Origin of the sequence: Chryseobacterium sp. VD8 (genome assembly GCF_037149975.1) — a bacterium.
Lineage (GTDB): Bacteria > Bacteroidota > Bacteroidia > Flavobacteriales > Weeksellaceae > Chryseobacterium > Chryseobacterium indicum.
Genome location: NZ_JBBCQL010000058.1, coordinates 1 through 20983, shown reverse-complemented (window position 1 = coordinate 20983; position 20983 = coordinate 1). Strand labels below are relative to the sequence as shown.

The following is a 20983-nucleotide window of genomic DNA, read 5'->3' as shown; positions in this document are numbered from 1 at the left end:
TCTTTAATCACCAAAACAATGATGGGCTTCCATTTCCTTCCCAAAGCAGACATTGCTTTTCCCAAAGGACAACTGTATTGCATCAATTCGTTCTTTTTCATAAAGGTCTATTTCTAATTTCTGTTTTTTGTTGAACACAGAGTCCACAAAATTTCTAATAATTAATTGCTTTTAAGTTTCACAATACCGTTCCACTTATAAAAGATACAGGATTTTTAAGACTTATATATTCTTATGAATAACTTAAAAATAAAAAATGTGCTAATCTTTTTTGTGCCTTTTTATTCTGTCGAAGCTTCGGTTTGCGGTTAAATAAAAATTAAAAACTAACCTGTATGTAAAGAGCTCATCTGTTACTTTAAAGTTACTAATGTATGTTACTGCAAAGTTACTACTTTTTTCAATTCAAAAGATACAAATATGAACTATTATTAGTTACTTTGTGTAACAATTATAAAATAGTAAGTTAAAAATGAGCACAGAATCATTATTTCAACCTTTTAAATACAAGAATTTAGAACTTAAAAATAGAATCGTAATGGCTCCGATGACGAGAGCACAATCCGATAACGGAGTTCCTACACAGCAAATCACAGATTATTATGCAAGAAGAGCGGCTTCCGAAGTGGGATTAATTCTTTCGGAAGGAACGGTAATTAACAGACCTGCTTCAAAAAACTTACAGAATATCCCGGATTTTTACGGAACTGAAGCATTGAACGGCTGGAAAAACGTAATCGATGCAGTTCATGAAAACGGAGGAAAAATGGGACCACAAATCTGGCACGTTGGAGACACAAGAATGTCAGAAGATTATCCTCCGGTTGAGATGGAAAAAGCTTCTACAATGACATTGGAAGATATTCAGGATACAATTGCTCAGTTTGCGGCTTCTGCAAAATCTGCGAAGGATCTGGGATTTGATGTTTTGGAAATTCACGGAGCGCATGGTTATCTCATCGATCAGTTTTTCTGGGACGTAACCAATACAAGAACCGATGAATACGGAGGTAAAACCCTGAAAGAAAGAAGCAGATTTGCGGTAGATGTGGTGAAAGCAATCAGAGCTGCGGTTGGTGAAGATTTCACGATTATTATTCGTCTTTCTCAGTGGAAACAGCAGGATTATTCTGTAAAACTTGCGAATACACCGGAAGAAATGGAAGAGTGGTTATTACCATTAAAAGAAGCGGGAGTTGATATTTTCCACTGCTCTCAAAGACGTTTCTGGGAAGCAGAATTCGAAGGCTCTGATCTTAATTTCGCAGGCTGGGCAAAAAAAATTACCGGACAGCCAACAATTACTGTAGGTTCTGTAGGTCTTGAAGGAGATTTTATGGCGTCTTTTGGAGGACAGGGTACTGAAAAAGCTGATTTAACAGAGCTTACAAAAAGGCTGGAAAAAGGAGAATTCGATTTGGTAGCTGTGGGGCGTGCACTTTTACAGGATCCGGAATGGGTGAAAAAAGTCAAAGAAGAAAAAACAGACGAGCTTCAGGATTTCAAAGCAGAAAGCATGGCAATACTTTATTAAAAGTCGAAAGTCAATGTTGAATTGCTTTGCTGTCAGTTTTTATTGGACAAATAAAGCAAATTCATTATTCACTTTCCATATAATTTTACCTATCAATTATTTTAAACGAAACCGCTTCAGGAGAGATCCTGAAGCGGTTTTTTCTTTGAAATATTCTAATGATTTAAAAGAACGTTAATTTCAGACACCTGAATTTACATTTAATTAGGACATCCGAAAGTAACGGAAACACATTTCCAGTATCCCGGAATTCCATTTTTTGGCGGATAATAACACTCAACAGTGTTTGTTGGACATTCCGGAGCATTTCCTCCGTTGATTTTTTTCAAATCAGATTTTGATAATTTTTTTAGATTTTTCATAGGAATAATTTTGTTCGTTAACAAATATAATATTTCTCCACTAAATGAAAAAATAAAACAACCCTAAAAAAATGAATCTACTTTTTCCAATTCACCTTTAAGAAATTAAGCCTGATTAAAAGAAAATCAACGGAACCTTAAACAGCAAAGCTAATAACTCCTTACTGTAAAATCTCAATGGTTTAAATAAGAAGCTATTCTAAAAATTAAAATAACTTTTCGATATTTTTTAACATTAAGATTTCATATTTTAATTAAGAAAAATCAATATGAATTTGAAAGCTTTAATCAGCTAATTGCAATACTTTATTACTTTTTTTTAATGTAAACAATAAACAAAATAAAACCGTTCCCAAAAATGAGAACGGTTTTTAACAGATTTAAATATCTAAAATTGTCATCAATAATGACAAAAGTGATCACATTTAGAGACCAATATTTTTTGTTGGTTTCAGTTGCTTTTTAATTGATTTCGGAAGCGCATCCTTATGAACCAGAATTGCTGTCGATTTGTATTCTACATAAGGTCTTGTTACGTAAATATACCCTTCAAAATCATTCGTTACACCCCAGGAATTTTTCACCATATAATATTCTTTCCCCGACTGATCTTTTGCCAATCCTACAATGTGCATTCCGTGGTCGTCCGTCGTAGAAAGGTTATTCAAAGCCTTCTGACGAATATCTTCAGTAATCGTTTTGTCTTTTTTCGGTTCTGTGAATAAAGTCCCTTTATTTTCTTTTGTAATCTGATCCAGATCCATGTCCGGAACATAAGCGACCCCATTTTTATAAGAGAAATAAGGCTCAGAAACATCCGTTGCCCAACCTACAGAATATCCTTTGTTTACAGCATTGTCGATAATTGCCGTTAAATCTTTCATCGGTATATTCCAGTCAGAATCATGACTCCAGTTATCCGGAATCGGAACTACAAATTTCTGGTAATACGGATAATCCTTGTAAGAAGAAAGTTCTACATAATCTTCCGGATTGATTCCTACAACCTCTTTCGCAAAAGTTTGTGGCGTGTAAGATTTCCCTTCATATGTAAAGTTGGCAGGAACTTTTCCAAGATATTCATCCAAAATGGCATCAACGGAAGACATCCAGTTGTCTGCCAGTTTTCCTTTAGAACCAGCCTGAACCAAACTGTCCAGAACAGGCTTCAATTTTCCCTGCATTTCAGAGAAATTATTTAAACTCTGCCCCTGCTTTAAACCTGTGTAAACATCCTGTGGAACGGCTCCGTATTTTTTATACATATTGATTACGTCGTGAAGCTCTCCGCCGTCTCCCCAACTGATCGCGCCGTTATTCAGAACGTATAATTTAGCTTTATCGTGGTAAGAATTTCTTGCAGTGTATATCTCCGCCAGATCAACAGGTTTTTTGCCCATTCTCTGCATCTCAGACTCAAGGAAAGAGTTTCCCGAATAGCTCCAGCAGGTTCCCGAAGATCCCTGATTTTTTACCGAAGTTGCGCCCACATCTTTCAGCGTTGTAAACTGGAAATTAGCATTCTGGGATTGGTTGTTTTTTAACTTGTTGATTAAGTCATCCTGTGCAAACATCATACTTCCTGCAGACAAAACAAAAAGTAATGACACAAATTTTGAATTTTTCATTACTAAAAAGATTATTTATACGAATAGTCGTTCCTGTTAAAGATTTGTTACAAAGGCAAAGGTTAAATTGAATATCATGTTTTCCGACAAAAAAGTTTTTTATCAGGAGCTGTTTCGCGCTTTCGCTACTCGCTTTTTTGAGGTTTCGGCGGCGGCTTTGCCGCCGCCGAAACCTCAAAAAGAGCTCAGACAGACCGCTCAATCACGGCTAATATAGAAGTCCTTCATTTTAAATATTTGTCAATACCATTAAAATTTGTCATCCTGAAAAAACATCTGACCAGAGTTTTTCTACTACATTCAGATAATTGCGGCATCATAAACTTGGTGAAAATAATTTTAAAAAAAATAAAAAAAGAAAATATTTCAAAAATGTGAAGTATGGGCTTCATTTACAGGTATTTTCGTTCTTAAATTCATTTGCCTTCTTCATTAAAATTCATTATTTTTTCAAAAAAGTTGATAATGTTTCCAACCTTTTTGAAATTTTATGCATCTATGTAGATATAAAGCCTGATTATGGAACGAGAGTTACTATTAGAATGTCAACGGAACGACCGCAATGCGCAGCGGAAAGTCTACGAAAGGATGGCGGGAAAACTGTATACCGTTTGCAAACGGTATCTGAAAAACGATGAAGATATAGAAGAAGTTTTGGCAGACGCTTTTTATAAGATTTTTACAAAAATAAACCAGCTTCATAATCCCGAGATTTTTGAAGCGTGGGCGAAAAAGATTGCAGTAAATGAGTGCCTGCAAAAAATAAGATCCACTAAAGAACTGCATATTTCTTTAGAAGACAATCATGCCGTTTCTACAGATTCTGCACTGGAAAATGTATCGTTTGAAAAAGATATTTTAAGTCTTTTAAACTTTCTCCCGGAAGGCTGCAGAGCCATTTTCAACCTTTTTGCCATTGAAGGATACCCTCATAAAGAAATTGCAGCCATGCTTTCCATCAGTGAAGGAACCTCAAAATCCCAGCTCAATTTTGCCAGAAAAAGACTTCAGGAACTTTTGATTCATCAAAACATTTAAACTTTTACAACAATGGAAAACAATTCAATAGATAAAACATTCAACGAGGCTTCTAAAACACTGGAAGAACCTGCGACTTTTCCTGGGTTTGATAAAGTTTGGGCAAAAGTGGAAGAAAAATTAGACAGAAAAGAAGAAAAAAAGAGTAAAACAGTTCCGATCTGGCTTCCTTATGGTGTTGCTGCAAGTTTATTAATCGGATCTGCGATCTTTTACTTTTCCAATAAAAAAGAACATGCGGAAGTAACCCAACAAATTATTGCAAAGAATATAATTTCCGAAAACAAACCTTCTGTTGCTGTTTCAGAACATATTCAAAAAATGGACAGTACCATAAAGGTGAATATTCAAAAGGAAACTTTACCCTCTGTAACGATGGCTGCTGAAGCTCCAGCTTCTATGATTGTAACGCCACTTCCGGTAATTTCTTCCGTTCCGGCAGCTTCTCCAGCACATGACGAAACACCTGAAATTCCTGAAAAAATCGATAAAATAATTCAGGAGGTTCCAAAAAATCAAAATACAGAAGTGGTAATTGCGATGGGAATTAAAAAAGAGAAAGCTTCAATGGTGAATTCTCTGGATTCATCTTCATCACTGAAAAAGAAACTCACGGATCTTAATGCAGTTGCAGATACCGCAGAAGCAGTCTATTCTACCAATCCGTATGATCTGAAAGAATCTTCTCAGGAACCTGAAATTCTGGCGTACAACAAAGGATATCTTCAGGCAAAACAATCTGTTGCAGGAAATTATCAGGGCTTGGCGAATAAGATAGGGAACAAAGAAGCGATAAATTCAATTCGTGGAGCAGCTTCGGGCGTGAATATCAATTCAATTTCGGGAAGACTGGGTTCCGGAAAAGTGGATATCTCGATCAGTTGTGAAGGTTCATCCAAGGCAAATAACAGTCCGCTGTTCGTTATCAACGGAAAGGCAACAGACTCCGAACTTTTCAAGAGAATTGATCCTAATAAAATAGAATCCATCCGTGTTTTTAAAGCAGAAACAGCGACCGCACTTTTCGGAAACCAAGCCGCGAATGGAGCTGTTCTGGTGGAAACAAAAGACATTTCTCGAAAAGAAAGAAGAATGCTGAAAAGACTGCTTAAAAAAGAAAAACTGCTGAAAAAGTAGCTCTCTAAACCTCCAAAACTAATATTCATTCAATATAAATCTGAAAAAAGAAATTTCTTCGGAGGTTTCTTTTTTCGCCTTTTAATCAACAAAAATACCATGAAGAAGTTGTATTATCTGCTTCCGCTGTTTGCGGTTAACTGCCTCTTCGCGCAGAATTCTCAACGGTATTATTCCGGAATATTTTTAAACGAAAAAGAAAAGCCACAGAATTTTTTAAAGGTTCTGAACAAAAACAGCGGAGTTTATGAACTTACCGATGAAAAAGGTTTTGCCATCATCGCAGCAAAAGATTACGATACTTTGGTTTGGAACAACGGTAAAAACAAAGCGGTTGTATACGGAACCCGTGAGCTGAAAACTATTTTGGAAAATCAGATAGAGAAAAGAAATGTTCAAAATATTCAAAATAATACCTACGACAGTTTGGTTTCAAAAGAGCGGAAAAATGAATTTAGTATAGAAAACTCAGGACAAAGTCTGAGAACCAATTTGTTTGATTATTATTCCGTTAGAAAAATAAAAGAGATTGGTAAAAATTATATCAGTTTAAAAGGACAAACCCAGAAATTTTTGTTTTTAAACGGAAGTTTTACCACTTCAGCGGAAGTAAAAAGCAGAAATTCTGTTCCGAAAACCCAGAATCAATATGTTCAGGGAAGATCTGAAAATGGAGAACTGGTTTGGAAAGGTCCCGAAACCAATGAAATGTTCAGTTTCGGACCGGATATTTCGACTTTACAGTTTGATAATCAGCCTTATGAATATGATCAGAACGGAAAACTCATTCCTCTCATGAACGGAAATTCTTCTGCAAAACCTTATCATAACGACATTTTTAAAACAACGGTGGGATACAACAATCAGTTGAGACTGAATCTTTTTTTCAAAAATCATCAGTACTCTTATGATGAAAAATTTCGGATTTCTCTGGATCTCGGACAGCAGAAAGATCAGATGTATTTCATGGATCAGTACAGTATTCTGAATTCTTTTAAAACAAAACTAAGTTCGAAAATTTTAAAATTTAATGTAAATGCGGCTTTCATATATGAAGAAAATAAAGCGACAAATTCCAACAGGATTGGGTTGTTCAACAGAGTTTATCAGAATTCTTTACTGACGCCGGTTTCTTTTTCCAATGCTCAGAAGATTTTTCTTACCGATGGTTCGCAGAGAAGCTACAGCAAGTTTGCAGACAATCCTGAATTTTTATTTTATGAAGATAATCAATACAATTCCAGAGATAAAAGAAGACAGTTCAATTTCGGAATTTCGCGGGATTGGTATCGTTTTAAACTAAATGTCACACAATCTTATGAAAACGATTTTTTCCTGAATCTGGATCGTTATAAACCTTCAACGTTTGGTTTTCCCGAAGGTCTGCGAAATGGGAGAAAGCAAAACAATAAACTCTATAATTCAAGTATTTCAGGAGAATATTCGATAAATGAATATCGTTGGAACCATCGCTTTAATCTCAATTTTATTGTCAATAACAACAGATCGGAGATTGATAATACTTTAAACAGTAAAAACCACATCTATCAGAGAACTTCGCAGGATTATATCTTTGAGTACGGATTAAATTATGATGGCTACGGGGATTTTGAAATGGGACTGAATGCAGGACATTCTTTCTACATATCAAATACTTCGCTTAAAAATAATTATTTTCTTCCTAAAGTGGGTGCATATTTTACTTTTAAAGAAATATTCAACTGGAGAAATATCAATTTTAAAATTTTAGGAGCCTACACTCAGCTAAGTTCGGAGCCGGAAATTACAAAATCCTATGCTTCTTACGCAACCACTTTGCTGAATGCGCAGAATTCCAATCAGTATTTCCCGATTCAGGAAGTAGAAACCTTTAAAAATCTGTCGAATATTGATTCCAAAGAATGGAAAACGGGTTTCATGCTGACTTCAAGATACAATTTAGGCATTGAAGCAGAATATTTTCAACGAAAAATCAGCAATGATATTTTTCCGGTTTTTGAAAATGGCAATTTAAAACTGAAAAACCTTGCAGATCATACGTACCGCGGATTGGAAGTAAATTTCTTTTTTGATAATGTTTACCTGGGTTCAGATTTCAGGATGAGTCAGAAGGCTTCATTCTTTAAGTACAGAGATATTGTGGATCGGGTAAATTCGGGATATCATAATACAGCGGTTTCAGGTTTTAAAGACATTTACAAAACATTGTCGGAAGGTGAAGTTCTTGGAGCGGTTGTCGGAAGTTATTTCGAAAGAAATAACAACGGAGCGTTGATAATTGATGAATTTGGTTATCCTAAAAAAGCGAATGGTTCCAAAATAATAGCAGATCCCACACCGGATTTTGTCGTTAAATTCAATCATAATTTCACCTATAAAATGCTCACTTTAGACATCAACTGGGAATGGAAAAAAGGCGGACAGGTCTGGAACGGAACTCAGGCTGTTCTTGATTATTACGGACGTTCCCAAAATTCCGGAGACGACAGAAATATTAAAAATTATGTTTTTCAGGGAATAAATTCCGGCGGAAATCCCAATCAGATTCCTGTTGATTTTTACGATCCCAATCAGGACGTTTCTAAAAACCGATGGACGAGATACGGATATTTGGGCGTTGCGGAAGACTATGTTCAAAAAGCGGATTATGTGAGAATTAATGCGGTTTCTCTAACGGCAAAATTCGATGTCGGACAGTTTAAAAAAGGATTGGGAATTACGTTCTATGTGAATAATATCCTTCTTTGGCAGGCGAATCGTGGCGTAGATTCCAATCAGAATTTCTACGATTCGGATAACGGAAGAGGACTGGATTTTTTCAATCTTCCGTCGTTTAAAACTTTTGGCTGTATGGTTTCATTTCAATTTTAAGGTATGAATTTCAAGTTTACAACATTTATTTTAGGATTATTTTTTCTGGTTTTTGCTTCTCTTTCAAAAGCTCAGGAACCGTTTAAAAATTTCGAAAAAGAAAAAACGTACATCCAGACTAACCATGTTTTTTATAAACCCGGTGAGGAAATGTACTTTAAAATTTACACGGTAAAGGCAGAAAATAATCTTCCCGCCGATCAGAGCAAAGCCGTCAATTTTGAATTGACTGATCCAAGCGGAACGGTCGTAAAAAAAGCAAAATACGAAATTACAAGCGGCTATTCGGAAGGCTATTTTTATTTTAACAGCGACATGAAGGGCGGAATATACAAATTGCGCGCTTTCACCAACTGGATGCAGAATGAAGACGGAAAAAATGCTTTCGAGAAAGAAATTACCCTCCAGAAAATTGTTTCGCCAAGAATTCTGATGAAACTGGAATTTCCCAAAAAAGGATATGGAGCAGGAGATGAGGTTCTTGCCGATTTTTCGATGAGAAGTCTCAGCAATCTTCCGATTCCTTTTTACGAAGGAGATTACACGGTAATACATAACGGTGAAAAGATTTCAGAGGGAAAGCTGATATCGGATAAAGAAGGGAAAAATCAACTGAAATTCAGGCTTCCGGCTGTTTTAAAATCTTCCGATGCACTGTTAACCATTAAAATCAATTTCGACGGCTTTACAGAATCCATTTCACGAAATATTCCGATTGTACTGAATAAGCTTGACGTGAAATTCATGCCGGAAGGCGGAACTTTCATTAATGGGATCGAACAGAATATTGCCTATAAAATTCTGGATGAATTTGAAAAACCAGTTGATGCCACATTGGAAATTTTTAATCAAAACCATCAGAAAATTACGGAGACTTCAGCGTACAATTTCGGGATGGGAAATTTTCTTCTGACACCGAAAAAAGGCGAAAATTATTATGCAAAAGTTTTAAAACCTGAAAATATTTCAGCAGTTTATCCGCTTCCTATGGCAAAAGACGAAGGAATTGTTTTCAATATCAATAAAGAAAATCTGAAGATTGTTTTTAAAATCCGATCAGCAGATGAAAAAGATGTTATTATCAAAGGAAATTTCCGTGAGAAAGAAATGTACAGCAAAACCATTTCATTAAAAAAAGGATTGAATGAATTAGAACTTCCGGAAAATGAACTTCCGATCGGTATTTGCCGATTTACGGTGTTTGAACGAAATATTCCTTTGGCAGAACGCATTGTTTTTACGAATGAAAACAAACAGATGAATGTGAAAGTAAAACCGGTAAAGCAAAATTACCTTCCGAGAGAAAAAGTAACCGTGAATATCGAAACCACCGATGAAAATAACAAACCGATTCCCGCAAATCTCGCTCTGAGCGTTGTGGATGATAAACTATGGACGTATGCAGACGATAAGCAGAACCATATTCTTTCGTGGCTGCTGATGGATTCTGAGCTGAAAGGAAAAATTGAAAGACCACAGTTTTATTTCGATAAAAAAGAAGAAAAAAGAACCAGAAGCCTCGATTTGGTAATGCTTACCAACGGTTACCGATATTTTGAGATGACTCCCGAAGTTATCAAAAACAGAAAATACAAATATCTTCCCGAAAAGAAAAATCCCATCTACGGAATTGTAGAAGATGAAAAAGGAAACCCTGTAAAAGCCGATGTGTATTTCCTTGGGGACGGTAAAATCCTGAAACAGACGACTTCAGAAAACGGATTGTTTTATTTTTATGATCTCAACAGAAATTATTCCAATAAGCTGATTGCGAAATCTGTACAGCCAAAACAGCAGGTGAAAATCCGGATTTTATCTTACAGACTGACAATAAATCCTTTGGCTGCAAAATCTCTGAATAATATTAATGTAGAAGAAATTGTAAAGGAAACCGTAAAAGAAGAAGGTAAAATAAAACTACGTGAAGAGGCTGAAAAGGAAATTGCGAAAACGGCTTCCACAGAAAGAACAAAATCTTCCTCCGAAAACAAACGTTCCCGATCGGTTTCAAGAGGAAGCATGAGAAGTGACACCATAAGATCTCAAAATATAGAAGAGGTTGTCGTGACGGGAGCAATGGGAATGAAGAAAAAAGAATTGCTTACCAGTTCTGTAACTATGGTGAGAACTGAGGAAATTCAGAATCCAAGCATTACGTCTTCTTTAGCCGGAAAAGTTTCGGGACTTGTTATTACTCCCATCAATCAGCCGGGAGGTAATGTTAATGTGCTGATCAGGGGAAATGCTTCTGTTGCCAATAAAAATCCGCTGTTTGTTGTGGATGGAGTTCCAGTTGAAAATTTTAAGACCATCATTAATCCAAATGATATCAACAGTATAACGGTTTTAAAAGATGCCGCTGCAACTGCTATTTACGGAAACAGAGGTGCAAATGGTGTGATTGTTATTAATTCTTTTAAAAACTTTCGCACTCAGATAAAATTTGATGTAACGCCGAAATCATATTATGCATTGGTGAATATTCCCAATGACAGTCTGGTTTCGTACGAATACACAAGAAATTTTTCTTATCCTGTCTACAAAACGACAAACACTTCTTACAGACACGATTATCGCGAAGCTCTGTATTGGAATCCTGTAGTGGAAACAGGGAAAAACGGAAAAGCACAGGTTGAATTTTATAATTCCGATGCCAGTTCCACTTTCAGAATCATGATGGAAGGAATTTCTTCTTCAGGTTTAATCGGGCGTGATGAAACAACCTATGCCGCTCAAAGTCTGATTTCCATAGATGCGAAACTTCCGCAATATCTTACAAGAACAGATCAGATGATGATTCCGGTGGTGGTTAAAAATAATTCTCCGGAAACCCGAAAGATAACGATGGACGTTATTGTTCCGAATCGTGTGAATGTGGTACAATCAGATAGCGCGATTACCTTGAAACCTTTGGAATCAGGCAGATTATTTGTGAAAATCCAGACCAATGAAGTGGTGGAATCGAATATTCAGTTTACCGTAAGATCAGAAGATTTCAGAGAAACCATGATCCTTCCTTTTAAAGTTGACGAAAAAGGATTTCCGCACCGTTATTCAGTTATCAATAACAAAACAGAAGACCTTAAAATTGATATTCTGGATTATATTGAAGGCAGTTTCTTTTCGTCTTATTATGTGTATGAAAACAATGCACTGCAGATGTTTGAAAATATGGAACGTCTGAAAAGAGAACCTTACGGATGTTTTGAACAGCTTTCTTCAACCGTTTATCCAAATATTTTCATTCTGGATTATTTAAAACAGATTAAAAAAATTACGCCGGAAACCGAAAGTCTGGTCATCAGAAATATGAAAAAAGGCTATCAGAAAATGCTGAGTTATAAAAATCGTGACGGCGGATTCACTTACTTCGGATCTTCGGAATCGGATGTAGCACTTTCTGCTTTTGCATTGCTTGAATTTAAAGATCTTAAAAAATATGTGAATATTGAGCCTAAAATCATTCAGGATCTCACGTCTTTTATTTTATCTAAAAAAAATCAGAACGGAATGTTTGAAGTAAGAAGAAACTATGAAAAAAGCAGTCCGTATTCAGATTTTGCATGGTCGAGAAATATGTATGTTTTATATGCTTTGTCTAAAACCGGGATCAGAAATCTGGATGATGCCTACGAAATTAATCTGAAACGTGCTTTGGCGACAAAAGATGCTTATCAGTTGGCTTTGATGGCAAATATTTCTTCCGATCTGGGAAAAAATCAGCAGTATAAAGACTTGATAGCAATTTTAAATAATCAGTTTGAAGGAAAAAGTTTAAAAACAAAAACTACTTTTACAGGTTCCGGAGGATTTTCTGCAAATGCAGAAACACTTTCACTTTATCTGATGGCTTTGCAGAAAGATAAACAGTTGAGCCAGTTAAAAATTGCAGAAATTGCAGATCATTTAATCAATTTCAACGGATATTATGGTTTTGGTTCCACTCAGGCTACAACTTTGGCTTTGGAAGCATTATCAGAATTTTTCGCCAAAAATGAAAGATTATACGGAACCGACAAACCTGCAATAAAAGTGAACGGAGCTGAAATCGGGGTTAATAATTCGGTGGGTTCTGCTTTTAAAAACGGAGAAAATACAATCAGCGTCAATTATCCTACACAAAGAGGGCTTCCTTACAAACTGGATTATGAATATTACACGTTAAAAGCTCCAAAAAGTGCAGAAATTCCTTTAATTCTGAATACAAAATTAAAATCTGAAACGGCAAAAACAGGCGAGACAGACAGAATGATAATTACCATTCAGAATAAAATAAATAACCAGCTTCCGATGGTGACGGCAAAAATAGGAATTCCGGCAGGATTAACTTTACAGAATGCTTTGCTGAAAGATCTTCTGGATAAAAAACAGGTTTCTTATTACGAAATTTTTGATAATTATCTGGTTCTGTATTGGGAACATTTTGATGCCAATGAAATAAAAACGATCAATCTGGATCTTAAAGTGGAATTTGCGGGAGAATATACAGGAAAAGCAAGCAACGCATACCTTTATTATATGCCGGAAGCAAAATTTTGGAATGAAGGAATAAAAGTCAGAATTCAGCCTTAAAGCTTATTTTAAAATTATTGAATTTTTAACTGTTTGAATTTTAATTAAATTGGGAAAATGAAGAGGGTAAAGTTTTAACAAAAAAATATCAACTCCACTGCAACTTTTCCGAAAATCTGCATCCTTAAAACAGAGAAACGGAAAATAATTATACTTTCAGAAAAATAATACATATGAAAAAACTAGGAACTACCATATTGGCTTTGATGTTAGTAATGGGCTGTAAAACCAAAACAGCGACAGATCATCAAACTGAAAAAGAGAAATTAAGCATCGAAAAAGACAAAGATCAGGACGGAGTTAAAAACCGAAAAGATAAATGTCCTGAAATTGCAGGACCGATAGAAAATAAAGGCTGTCCGTTCCCAGATTTGGACGGTGATGGTGTCCCCGATAAAGATGATCAGTGCAAAGAGCTTTCTGGACCTGTGGAAAATAATGGCTGCCCTTTTCCGGATACGGACGGAGATGGAATAATAGACAAAGATGATGCCTGTCCGACCGTTGCAGGACCTGCGGAAAACAACGGCTGTCCGTGGCCGGATACAGATGGCGACGGAATTCTGGATAAAGACGATGCGTGTCCTACCGTTCCCGGATTATCGGAATATAACGGCTGTCCGAAACCGAAATCGCTTACTGCGTCAGAAATTTCCTATTCTCCGCGAAATTCCTATGCTCTTGGAAGATCGTATCAGCTTCAAGGAAAAGTATACAATAATCATGTAGAAACTAAAAAAGGAAAGAAGAAAGTTGCTCGGAAAGGTGATTATACGAATGAAGAATATGATGCTTTAGTTGAAAATCCGTTTGAATTAACAAAGAATCAGCCACTTTCCACATTTTCTATTGATACGGACAACGCTTCCTACTCCAATCTAAGAAGAATGATTGAGTATGGAGAAGTTTATAAAAACGCGGTGAGAGTGGAGGAGATGATCAATTATTTTAAATATGATTATCCGCAGCCAAAAAACAATCAGCCTTTTTCTATCAGTACAGAATTGGGAAAAAATCCATGGAATCCTAATCATCAGTTGCTGAAAATCGGCTTGGAGGGGAAAAATATTTCGATGAATAATCTTCCTCCTTCCAATATTGTTTTCCTGATTGATACTTCCGGTTCTATGGCTGCGGAAAATAAATTACCGTTGCTAAAATCTTCATTGAAGATATTATTGGATCAGCTAAGACCGATAGATAAAGTGGCAATGGTGGTGTATGCAGGAAGTGCGGGTGTTGTATTGCCTCCGACATCGGTTTCTGAGAAAGGAAAAATTATTGAATCTTTGGACAGATTGGAAGCAGGAGGAAGTACGGCGGGAGGAGCAGGAATTGAACTTGCCTATAAATTGGCGGAGGAAAATTTCATCAAAAATGGAAATAATCGGGTGATTTTAGCAACAGACGGAGATTTCAATGTAGGAGTTTCTTCAAAAGGCGATCTGGAAAGTCTGATTGAGGAAAAAAGAAAATCAGGCATTTTTCTTACGTGTTTAGGGTACGGAATGGGAAATTATAAAGACAGCAAAATGGAAACGCTTGCCGACAAAGGAAACGGAAATTATGCCTATATTGATAATCTGCAGGAAGCCAACAAGTTTCTAGGAAGAGAATTCGCCGGAAATATCTATACAATTGCCAAAGATGTTAAAATTCAGATTGAGTTTAATCCTAAATTCGTAAAATCTTACCGACTGATTGGATATGAAAATAGAAAACTGAGAAATGAGGATTTTACAAACGATAAAATTGATGCAGGAGAAATGGGAAGCGGACATACCGTAACGGCTTTATACGAAATCATTCCTGCTAATGTAAATTCTAAGTTTTTACCCAAACAGAATACACTTAAATATACTTCAAATTCTGTCAGTCAAAAGTCAGGAAATGAACTGGGTACTGTAAAATTCAGATATAAAAAACCTCAGGGAACCAAAAGTGCAGAAATTGTTCATGTCATAAAAAATAATGCGATTCAGAAAGAAAGCAATGATTTTAAATTCGCTTCATCGGTTGCATGGTTCGGATTGGTTTTAAGAGATTCAGATTTAATTACCAGAAAGAATTTATCCGAGATCGAAAAAATGGCAAAAGACAGCAAAGGCGAGGATAAAGAAGGATACAGAAAAGGATTTGTAAAAATGATTCAGGATTATAAAAAGATGAGTAAATAAATTAAAGTTAGTGTTAACAGACATTCTCAAAGGATGTCTGTTTTTATTTTAAATAAACTTTCAAAAATTATTGAAAGTTCGAAAATTATTATTACATTTGTATCAGAAACTAAAAGTAAAACAAAATGCAACTTTCAGAAGCTAAAGAAAAATACATTCAGACTTGGGGTACATTTGCCACCAATTGGGGCATTAACCGTACGATGGCACAGGTTCATGCTTTGCTTTTGGCAAGTGGTAAAGCGCTTTCTACCGATGAGGTGATGGAGCAGCTTGAAATTTCAAGAGGAAATGCCAATATGAATCTTCGTGCGCTGATGGATTGGGGAATCGTAAGAAAAGAATTTGTAAAAGGCGACCGTAAGGAATATTTTGTTGCTGAAAAAGACGTCTGGTTTTTATTCAAGCAGATTACAAAAGAAAGAAGAAAGAGAGAGATTGAGCCTGTTATTTCGTTTCTGGAAGAACTGAAAAATATTGAAGACAAAGATTCTGACGAAGCGAAAGAGTTCATTAAATTAATGGACGATTTCAGTTCTGTAACGGGGAAAATAAACAATATCATGGATCTCGCGATAAAAAGCGACGATCATTGGCTTGTTGGAAAGATTACGAATTTACTGAAGTAGTCGTTTGTTATTCTGAACGAAACGAACAGGAAGAATATAAAAGGGAAATTTTCCTTTTTTATTTCAAATAAACTTTCAAAAATTATTGAAAATATAATAACAATAAAAACTTAAAACATGGAACGTAAAATTTTAACAGGAGAAGCAGTATTTCAGACAGTTATCAGCCTTTTATTCTTTTCGTATGCTATCGCTGATTATTTCGAACAAAAACCCGGAACAGAATTTTTTATAGCACTTTTTTATATTGGCATTTCCAACCTTATAGGTTTCTTGTTGAGAGTTTCACTTAGCAAAAGCAGGTTTCACCGTTACTATTTTTATGGCGTTATTCTGTTTTTCATTATCCTGTATTTTGGTGCGGTATGTCTTAGTGATTCCAGAATGGATTTTGTAGTAAGTTTCATGGGCATTGGAGGCGTACTTTTTAATATATACTATCTGATCTATGGCTTCTACAATGTTAAAACGATGCAACAGAATAAAACGGATAAATAATTTTTTTGAGATTAAATTTCAAAATTTATTGAAAATATAATATTTATAAAATGTTCAATATTGTTTCGTATCTACTTTTTCTTTCCGTCAGTTCCTACATAACCATTGATGTCGGAAGAAGATGCTACAACGCAGGAAAACATTACCTGAACTACCTTATTCACGATGCAGATTTGTGTTTAACGATCAACAGGATTCTTTTGGGATGTTATTATCTGATCAATTTAGGGTACATCGCATTAAATCTGACGCATTGGGAAAAAGTAGATTCAATGGAAAAAATGTTATCTGTGACGGCAGTCAGAATCGGTTATATCACCTTGATTTTATGTGTGCTGCACTTTATGAACATTTTCGCGCTTTACTTTTTAAGAAAAAATTTAACCATAAAATAATAAAACTATGATTGCAACAGCTCTTACCACAACGTACAATTTTCAGGCATACATGATCTATCTGCCAATTGTAATCCTCCTTACCGTATTGGTTTCCCAATTTCTCTTTAAAAATTCCAAAGCGTTTATGATCGATATTTTTCATCAGAAAGAAGATATTGCAATGGCAACCAATTCTTTATTTAAAATCGGTTTTTACCTTTTAAATCTCGGTTTTGCCCTTTGTATCATTGAATTTTTTCAAATTGAAACCATTGAAAGGCTGGTTGTTGCTTTAAGCGAAAAAATCGGAGGATTTTCCATCTACCTCGGAGTGATGATGCTTCTGAACCTGCTTCTTTTCCTGAAAGGTCGTAAACACGCCATGAACAAAGATAAAATCATCAAAAATGAAAACACTGCTATTTAAAATCTGGATGTATTTCACCTTCAAAATCCAGAAAAAGAGAACAAGAGGAGATTTTTTGAACCTTTAAAATCCAATAACCATGAAAACTTCTATTAAAAACGACTTTTACATTCAACTTTCATTCCTTGTAATCGGACTTATTTTGGTATTCTTAGGAATTGTTGTTTTTGAAAATGCTACTGTTTTTCTTTTTTATTTCATAGTGGGAATCCCTCAATTGATTAGTTTTATCAGCAGAGCCTTTCAGAAAACAAAGAAATCTTGGCTATATATTGTCTACGGAATTTTTATAATGCCTGTATGGATTTCATGGCTGATTATTTTGGCTTTTAATAACAATAATGATGTCACCAATTTTTTCGGATATATTTTAATCGTATCAGTGTTTTACAGTCCGGTACTTGCAATCCTCTACATTATAGATTGTTATAAAACTTATGAATACTAAAAAAACAGAACCATGAAAACCATTCTTACATACGATCTCAGAATCCAGCAATCGCTAATCTTACTGTTTCTTGCAACAATTCTTGCAGCAATAATTACAAAACAGGAATTTTTAGGGGTAATAATAATAGTTGAATTTTTCCTGATAGCCATTGCTCAGTATTCTCTGAATATCATCAAGACTTTCAGCAAGAAATATGTAAAAACAGATTCCAGAAAAGTATATGTTTTTATTTCAACCTATGTTGTAATCGGTTTTTTAATCCTGATTTTATCATCATTATTCAAGTTTGAAGACACTGAACAAAACCTGAAAAATATTTTTGAATTAATGGTAATGTCCTGGATATTTCTTTCACCCATTCTTATTATTCAGTCTTTAATGATCAGTTTTTTTGATGCTAAAAATAGTTTAAACGAACAACCATGAAAACCCTCAAAAACCACACCCTCATCTACGACAACGAATGTCCTATGTGTAACATCTATTCAAAAGGCTTCATCAAATGCGGAATGCTCGATGAAAACGGAAGAGAAGCTTTTACAGATCTGAGTTTCGAAAACAAAGACCTCATTGATTTCAACCGCGCAAAAAACGAAATCGCTTTGGTGGATCATGAAAAAAATACAGTGATTTACGGTTTAGACAGTCTTTTGTTAATCATCGGAAATTCGTTTCCAAAGCTTGAAAAAATAGCGAGGATTCAGCCTTTATATTGGTTTTTCAAAAAGATGTATTCCTTCGTTTCTTGTAACCGAAAACAGATCATTCCTTCGAAAAATGATGATACGGAAACAGCCTGTGTTCCGGATTTCAATCTAAAATACAGATTGGCTTACATCGCTTTTGTGGTCATTTTTTCAGGATATATTTTAAGCATATTTTCATCTAAATTGGGATTAAACCTCACTCAGAATTTTTGGAGAGAATTTGCGATCTGTTGCGGACAAATCGTTTGGCAGACTTTAGTTTTAAAAACTTATTTAAAAGAGAAAATCTGGAATTACCTCGGAAATATGATGACGGTTTCTTTAATCGGAACATTGCTTCTGATTCCTGCTTTATTTCTTAATCTCAATGCAAATACATCAGTTATCTACTTCGGAATTGTGGTTTTTGTCATGTTTTCAGAACATCTCAGAAGAAGCAGAATTTTAAAATTAAACCTTCTTCCGACAATTTCATGGATCGTTTTCCGAATAACTGTTTTAGCCATTTTAATCTGGATGAATCTTTAAAAACTAAACAAACTTTTTAAAATGTCAACAATCTATTTAGATACCATCATCAAATCAGACATTCAAACCGTTTTTGATCTGGCAAGAGACATCGATCTTCATCAGAAATCAACTTTTAAAACAGGAGAAAAAGCAATCGCAGGACGAACTTCAGGACTCATTGAAGAAGGCGAAACGGTAACCTGGAGAGCAAAACATTTAGGATTCTGTCAAACCTTGACTACAAAAATTATCAGCATGAAGAAACCTTATCATTTTACAGAGATCATGTTGCAGGGTGCTTTCAAATCCATGAAACATCAGCATATTTTCAGACAGGAAGGTAAAAACACAATCATGACAGAGATCTTCGAATTTCATTCCCCTTTCGGAATCATCGGAAAAATTTTTGATGCTCTGTTTCTTAAAAATTACATGAAAAACTTTCTTTTAGAGAGAAACAAATTAATAAAAACTGTTGCAGAAAATAAGCAGAAGCGCGAGCGAAGCGAGCGTCAAAACGTTTAGTATTAGCGATGTCATGTTGAGCTTTAAATTTATCCTGAGCTTGACGAAAGAAAAAATCTCAATATTTAAATCCATCAACTTTCAACTAATAACAATCAACCAAAGTCATGAACTTCTTAAAAGCCGAATGGCGAAAACTAGCCATCATCAACTACGAAATCAATCCCGAGATTTTAGAAAAATATCTTCCCAAAGGTACAGAACTTGATTTTTACAAAGGAAAATGCTATGTAAGTGTAGTCGGGTTTATGTTTTTAAATACAAAATTACTCGGACTTCCGATTCCTTTTCACAGAAATTTCGAAGAAGTAAATCTAAGATTTTATGTAAAGAAAAAAGAAGGTAATGATTGGAAAAGAGGAGTTGTTTTCATCAAAGAAATTGTCCCGAAACCGGCTTTAAGTTTTGTGGCAAATTCGATTTACAAAGAACATTATGAAACGATGCCCATGAAAAATATCATTCATCAAAAAGATCAAGAACTGCTGATAAAATACTCTTGGAAAGATCAAGAATGGCATTCAATAGAGATCAGTGCAGAAAGTGAACCATTAAAAATGGAAAACAATTCTGAATTTGAGTTCATTACTGAACATTATTACGGTTTCACAAAAAAAGAAAATAAAACATCAGAATATCAAGTCTGTCATCCGAAATGGGATTATTATTTAATCAAAAACTATCAGTTAAAAATAGATTTTCAGAAAGTATACGGTAATGATTTTGAATGTTTAAATCATAGGAAACCAATTTCTGTAATGCTTGCAGAAGGTTCCGAAGTAGAAGTGAAGACAAAAAAATATGTGATCTAAGCGATCAATAAATTACATATATCTTTCTTTTACGGCTAAAATCAGTTATATGATAAAAAACACAAAATCAGGATATTGTCCGAATAAAAATAAATACTAAATTTGGAGAGTGAATATTCACTAACTTTAATTATAAGAATGAAATTAGATATTACCAACAGACAGATTGAAATTATAAAAGCATCGGGTAAAATATTGATGGAGAAAGGAATTGCGGGTCTTACGACAAAAAATTTAGCTGCTGAAATCGGTTTCTCTGAAAGTGCTCTCTACAGACATTTTAAAGATAAAGAGGCAATCATTTCACTCTTAATTCAATATCTGGCAGAAAATATCAACGAAAGATTTACAAAGATTATGAGCTCAGATCTCAATGGAGAAGAAAAATATCTTGCTGTTTTCGGGAGCCAGTTTCAGTTCTTTAAAGATAATCCTCACTATATTGCGGTTATTCTTTCCGATGGATTGATGGACAGTTCGGAAGTGATAAAAGAAAGCATAAAAAATTTAATACAGAGAAATTCTAAATTCCTTATCGAACTCATTGAAAACGGAAAACAAAATCATTTCTTTACCCATAAAATTGATACCGAAGATATGGTTCATATCATGATGGGAACCTTCAGATTACAAATGCTGAAATGGAAAATGGCAGATTTCAGTTTTGATATTACCGAAAAAGGAATGAAAACCATGAAAGGCCTTTTAACACTTATTAAAAACTAAAC

18 protein-coding genes are annotated in these 20983 nt (G+C 34.9%); 16 read left to right on the top strand and 2 right to left on the bottom strand.

Annotated elements, in window-relative coordinates; genetic code table 11:
* Positions 1–472: 472 nt before the first annotated feature.
* On the top strand, positions 473–1534 hold the full coding sequence (locus WFK35_RS08905) for an NADH:flavin oxidoreductase (protein WP_336732375.1): 1062 nt from the start codon (positions 473–475) through the stop codon (positions 1532–1534).
* 200 nt (positions 1535–1734) lie between these two features.
* Here the strand turns inward: WFK35_RS08905 and WFK35_RS08900 are convergent, their stop codons facing one another.
* Positions 1735–1896 (bottom strand): bacteriocin-like protein, encoded by a 162-nt coding sequence (locus WFK35_RS08900; protein WP_336732374.1) that lies wholly within the window; start codon positions 1894–1896, stop codon positions 1735–1737.
* 425 nt (positions 1897–2321) lie between these two features.
* The gene (locus WFK35_RS08895; protein ID WP_336732373.1) at positions 2322–3524 is read right to left on the bottom strand and encodes an aminopeptidase C; all 1203 of its coding nucleotides are present in this window, start codon (positions 3522–3524) and stop codon (positions 2322–2324) included.
* 519 nt (positions 3525–4043) lie between these two features.
* On the opposite strand from WFK35_RS08895, the gene WFK35_RS08890 reads away from it, so the two are divergent.
* From WFK35_RS08890 to WFK35_RS08820, 15 genes are all read left to right on the top strand, one after another.
* Positions 4044–4562, top strand: coding sequence for an RNA polymerase sigma factor (locus tag WFK35_RS08890; RefSeq protein WP_336732372.1), 519 nt, complete (start codon positions 4044–4046; stop codon positions 4560–4562).
* 12 nt (positions 4563–4574) lie between these two features.
* A complete protein-coding gene (locus WFK35_RS08885; RefSeq protein WP_336732371.1) occupies positions 4575–5699 on the top strand; it encodes a TonB-dependent receptor plug domain-containing protein in 1125 nt (374 codons plus the stop codon).
* 99 nt (positions 5700–5798) lie between these two features.
* The gene (locus tag WFK35_RS08880) at positions 5799–8570 is read left to right on the top strand and encodes a hypothetical protein (RefSeq protein WP_336732370.1); all 2772 of its coding nucleotides are present in this window, start codon (positions 5799–5801) and stop codon (positions 8568–8570) included.
* A 3-nt stretch (positions 8571–8573) separates the two neighbouring features.
* Complete coding sequence (locus WFK35_RS08875) at positions 8574–13142, top strand: TonB-dependent receptor plug domain-containing protein (protein ID WP_336732369.1); 4569 nt, start codon at positions 8574–8576, stop codon at positions 13140–13142.
* A 173-nt stretch (positions 13143–13315) separates the two neighbouring features.
* The gene (locus tag WFK35_RS08870; RefSeq protein ID WP_336732368.1) at positions 13316–15319 is read left to right on the top strand and encodes a vWA domain-containing protein; all 2004 of its coding nucleotides are present in this window, start codon (positions 13316–13318) and stop codon (positions 15317–15319) included.
* A gap of 125 nt (positions 15320–15444) precedes the next feature.
* The gene (locus WFK35_RS08865) at positions 15445–15948 is read left to right on the top strand and encodes a GbsR/MarR family transcriptional regulator (RefSeq protein ID WP_087706067.1); all 504 of its coding nucleotides are present in this window, start codon (positions 15445–15447) and stop codon (positions 15946–15948) included.
* 117 nt (positions 15949–16065) lie between these two features.
* Entirely contained in the window at positions 16066–16446 is a 381-nt protein-coding gene (locus tag WFK35_RS08860; protein WP_336732367.1) for a hypothetical protein, read from the top strand.
* Positions 16447–16496: 50 nt separating this feature from the next.
* Positions 16497–16841, top strand: a complete 345-nt coding sequence (locus WFK35_RS08855; protein WP_336732366.1) for a hypothetical protein — start codon at positions 16497–16499, stop codon at positions 16839–16841.
* A 7-nt stretch (positions 16842–16848) separates the two neighbouring features.
* Positions 16849–17250: a hypothetical protein gene (locus WFK35_RS08850; protein WP_336732365.1), complete on the top strand. Its 402-nt coding sequence runs from the start codon at positions 16849–16851 to the stop codon at positions 17248–17250.
* A gap of 79 nt (positions 17251–17329) precedes the next feature.
* Positions 17330–17698 carry a hypothetical protein gene (locus WFK35_RS08845; protein ID WP_336732364.1) on the top strand — a complete coding sequence of 123 codons (369 nt, stop codon included), beginning with the start codon at positions 17330–17332 and terminating at the stop codon, positions 17696–17698.
* Between the two features lie 12 nt (positions 17699–17710).
* Positions 17711–18127, top strand: coding sequence for a hypothetical protein (locus WFK35_RS08840; protein WP_336732363.1), 417 nt, complete (start codon positions 17711–17713; stop codon positions 18125–18127).
* Positions 18124–18936 (top strand): DCC1-like thiol-disulfide oxidoreductase family protein, encoded by an 813-nt coding sequence (locus WFK35_RS08835; RefSeq protein WP_336732362.1) that lies wholly within the window; start codon positions 18124–18126, stop codon positions 18934–18936. Before WFK35_RS08840 ends, WFK35_RS08835 begins: the two co-directional genes overlap by 4 nt.
* A gap of 21 nt (positions 18937–18957) precedes the next feature.
* A complete protein-coding gene (locus WFK35_RS08830; RefSeq protein WP_336732361.1) occupies positions 18958–19443 on the top strand; it encodes an SRPBCC family protein in 486 nt (161 codons plus the stop codon).
* Positions 19444–19550: 107 nt separating this feature from the next.
* Complete coding sequence (locus WFK35_RS08825; RefSeq protein ID WP_336732360.1) at positions 19551–20255, top strand: YqjF family protein; 705 nt, start codon at positions 19551–19553, stop codon at positions 20253–20255.
* A 138-nt stretch (positions 20256–20393) separates the two neighbouring features.
* On the top strand, positions 20394–20981 hold the full coding sequence (locus tag WFK35_RS08820) for a TetR/AcrR family transcriptional regulator (RefSeq protein WP_336732359.1): 588 nt from the start codon (positions 20394–20396) through the stop codon (positions 20979–20981).
* Positions 20982–20983 lie beyond the last annotated feature (2 nt).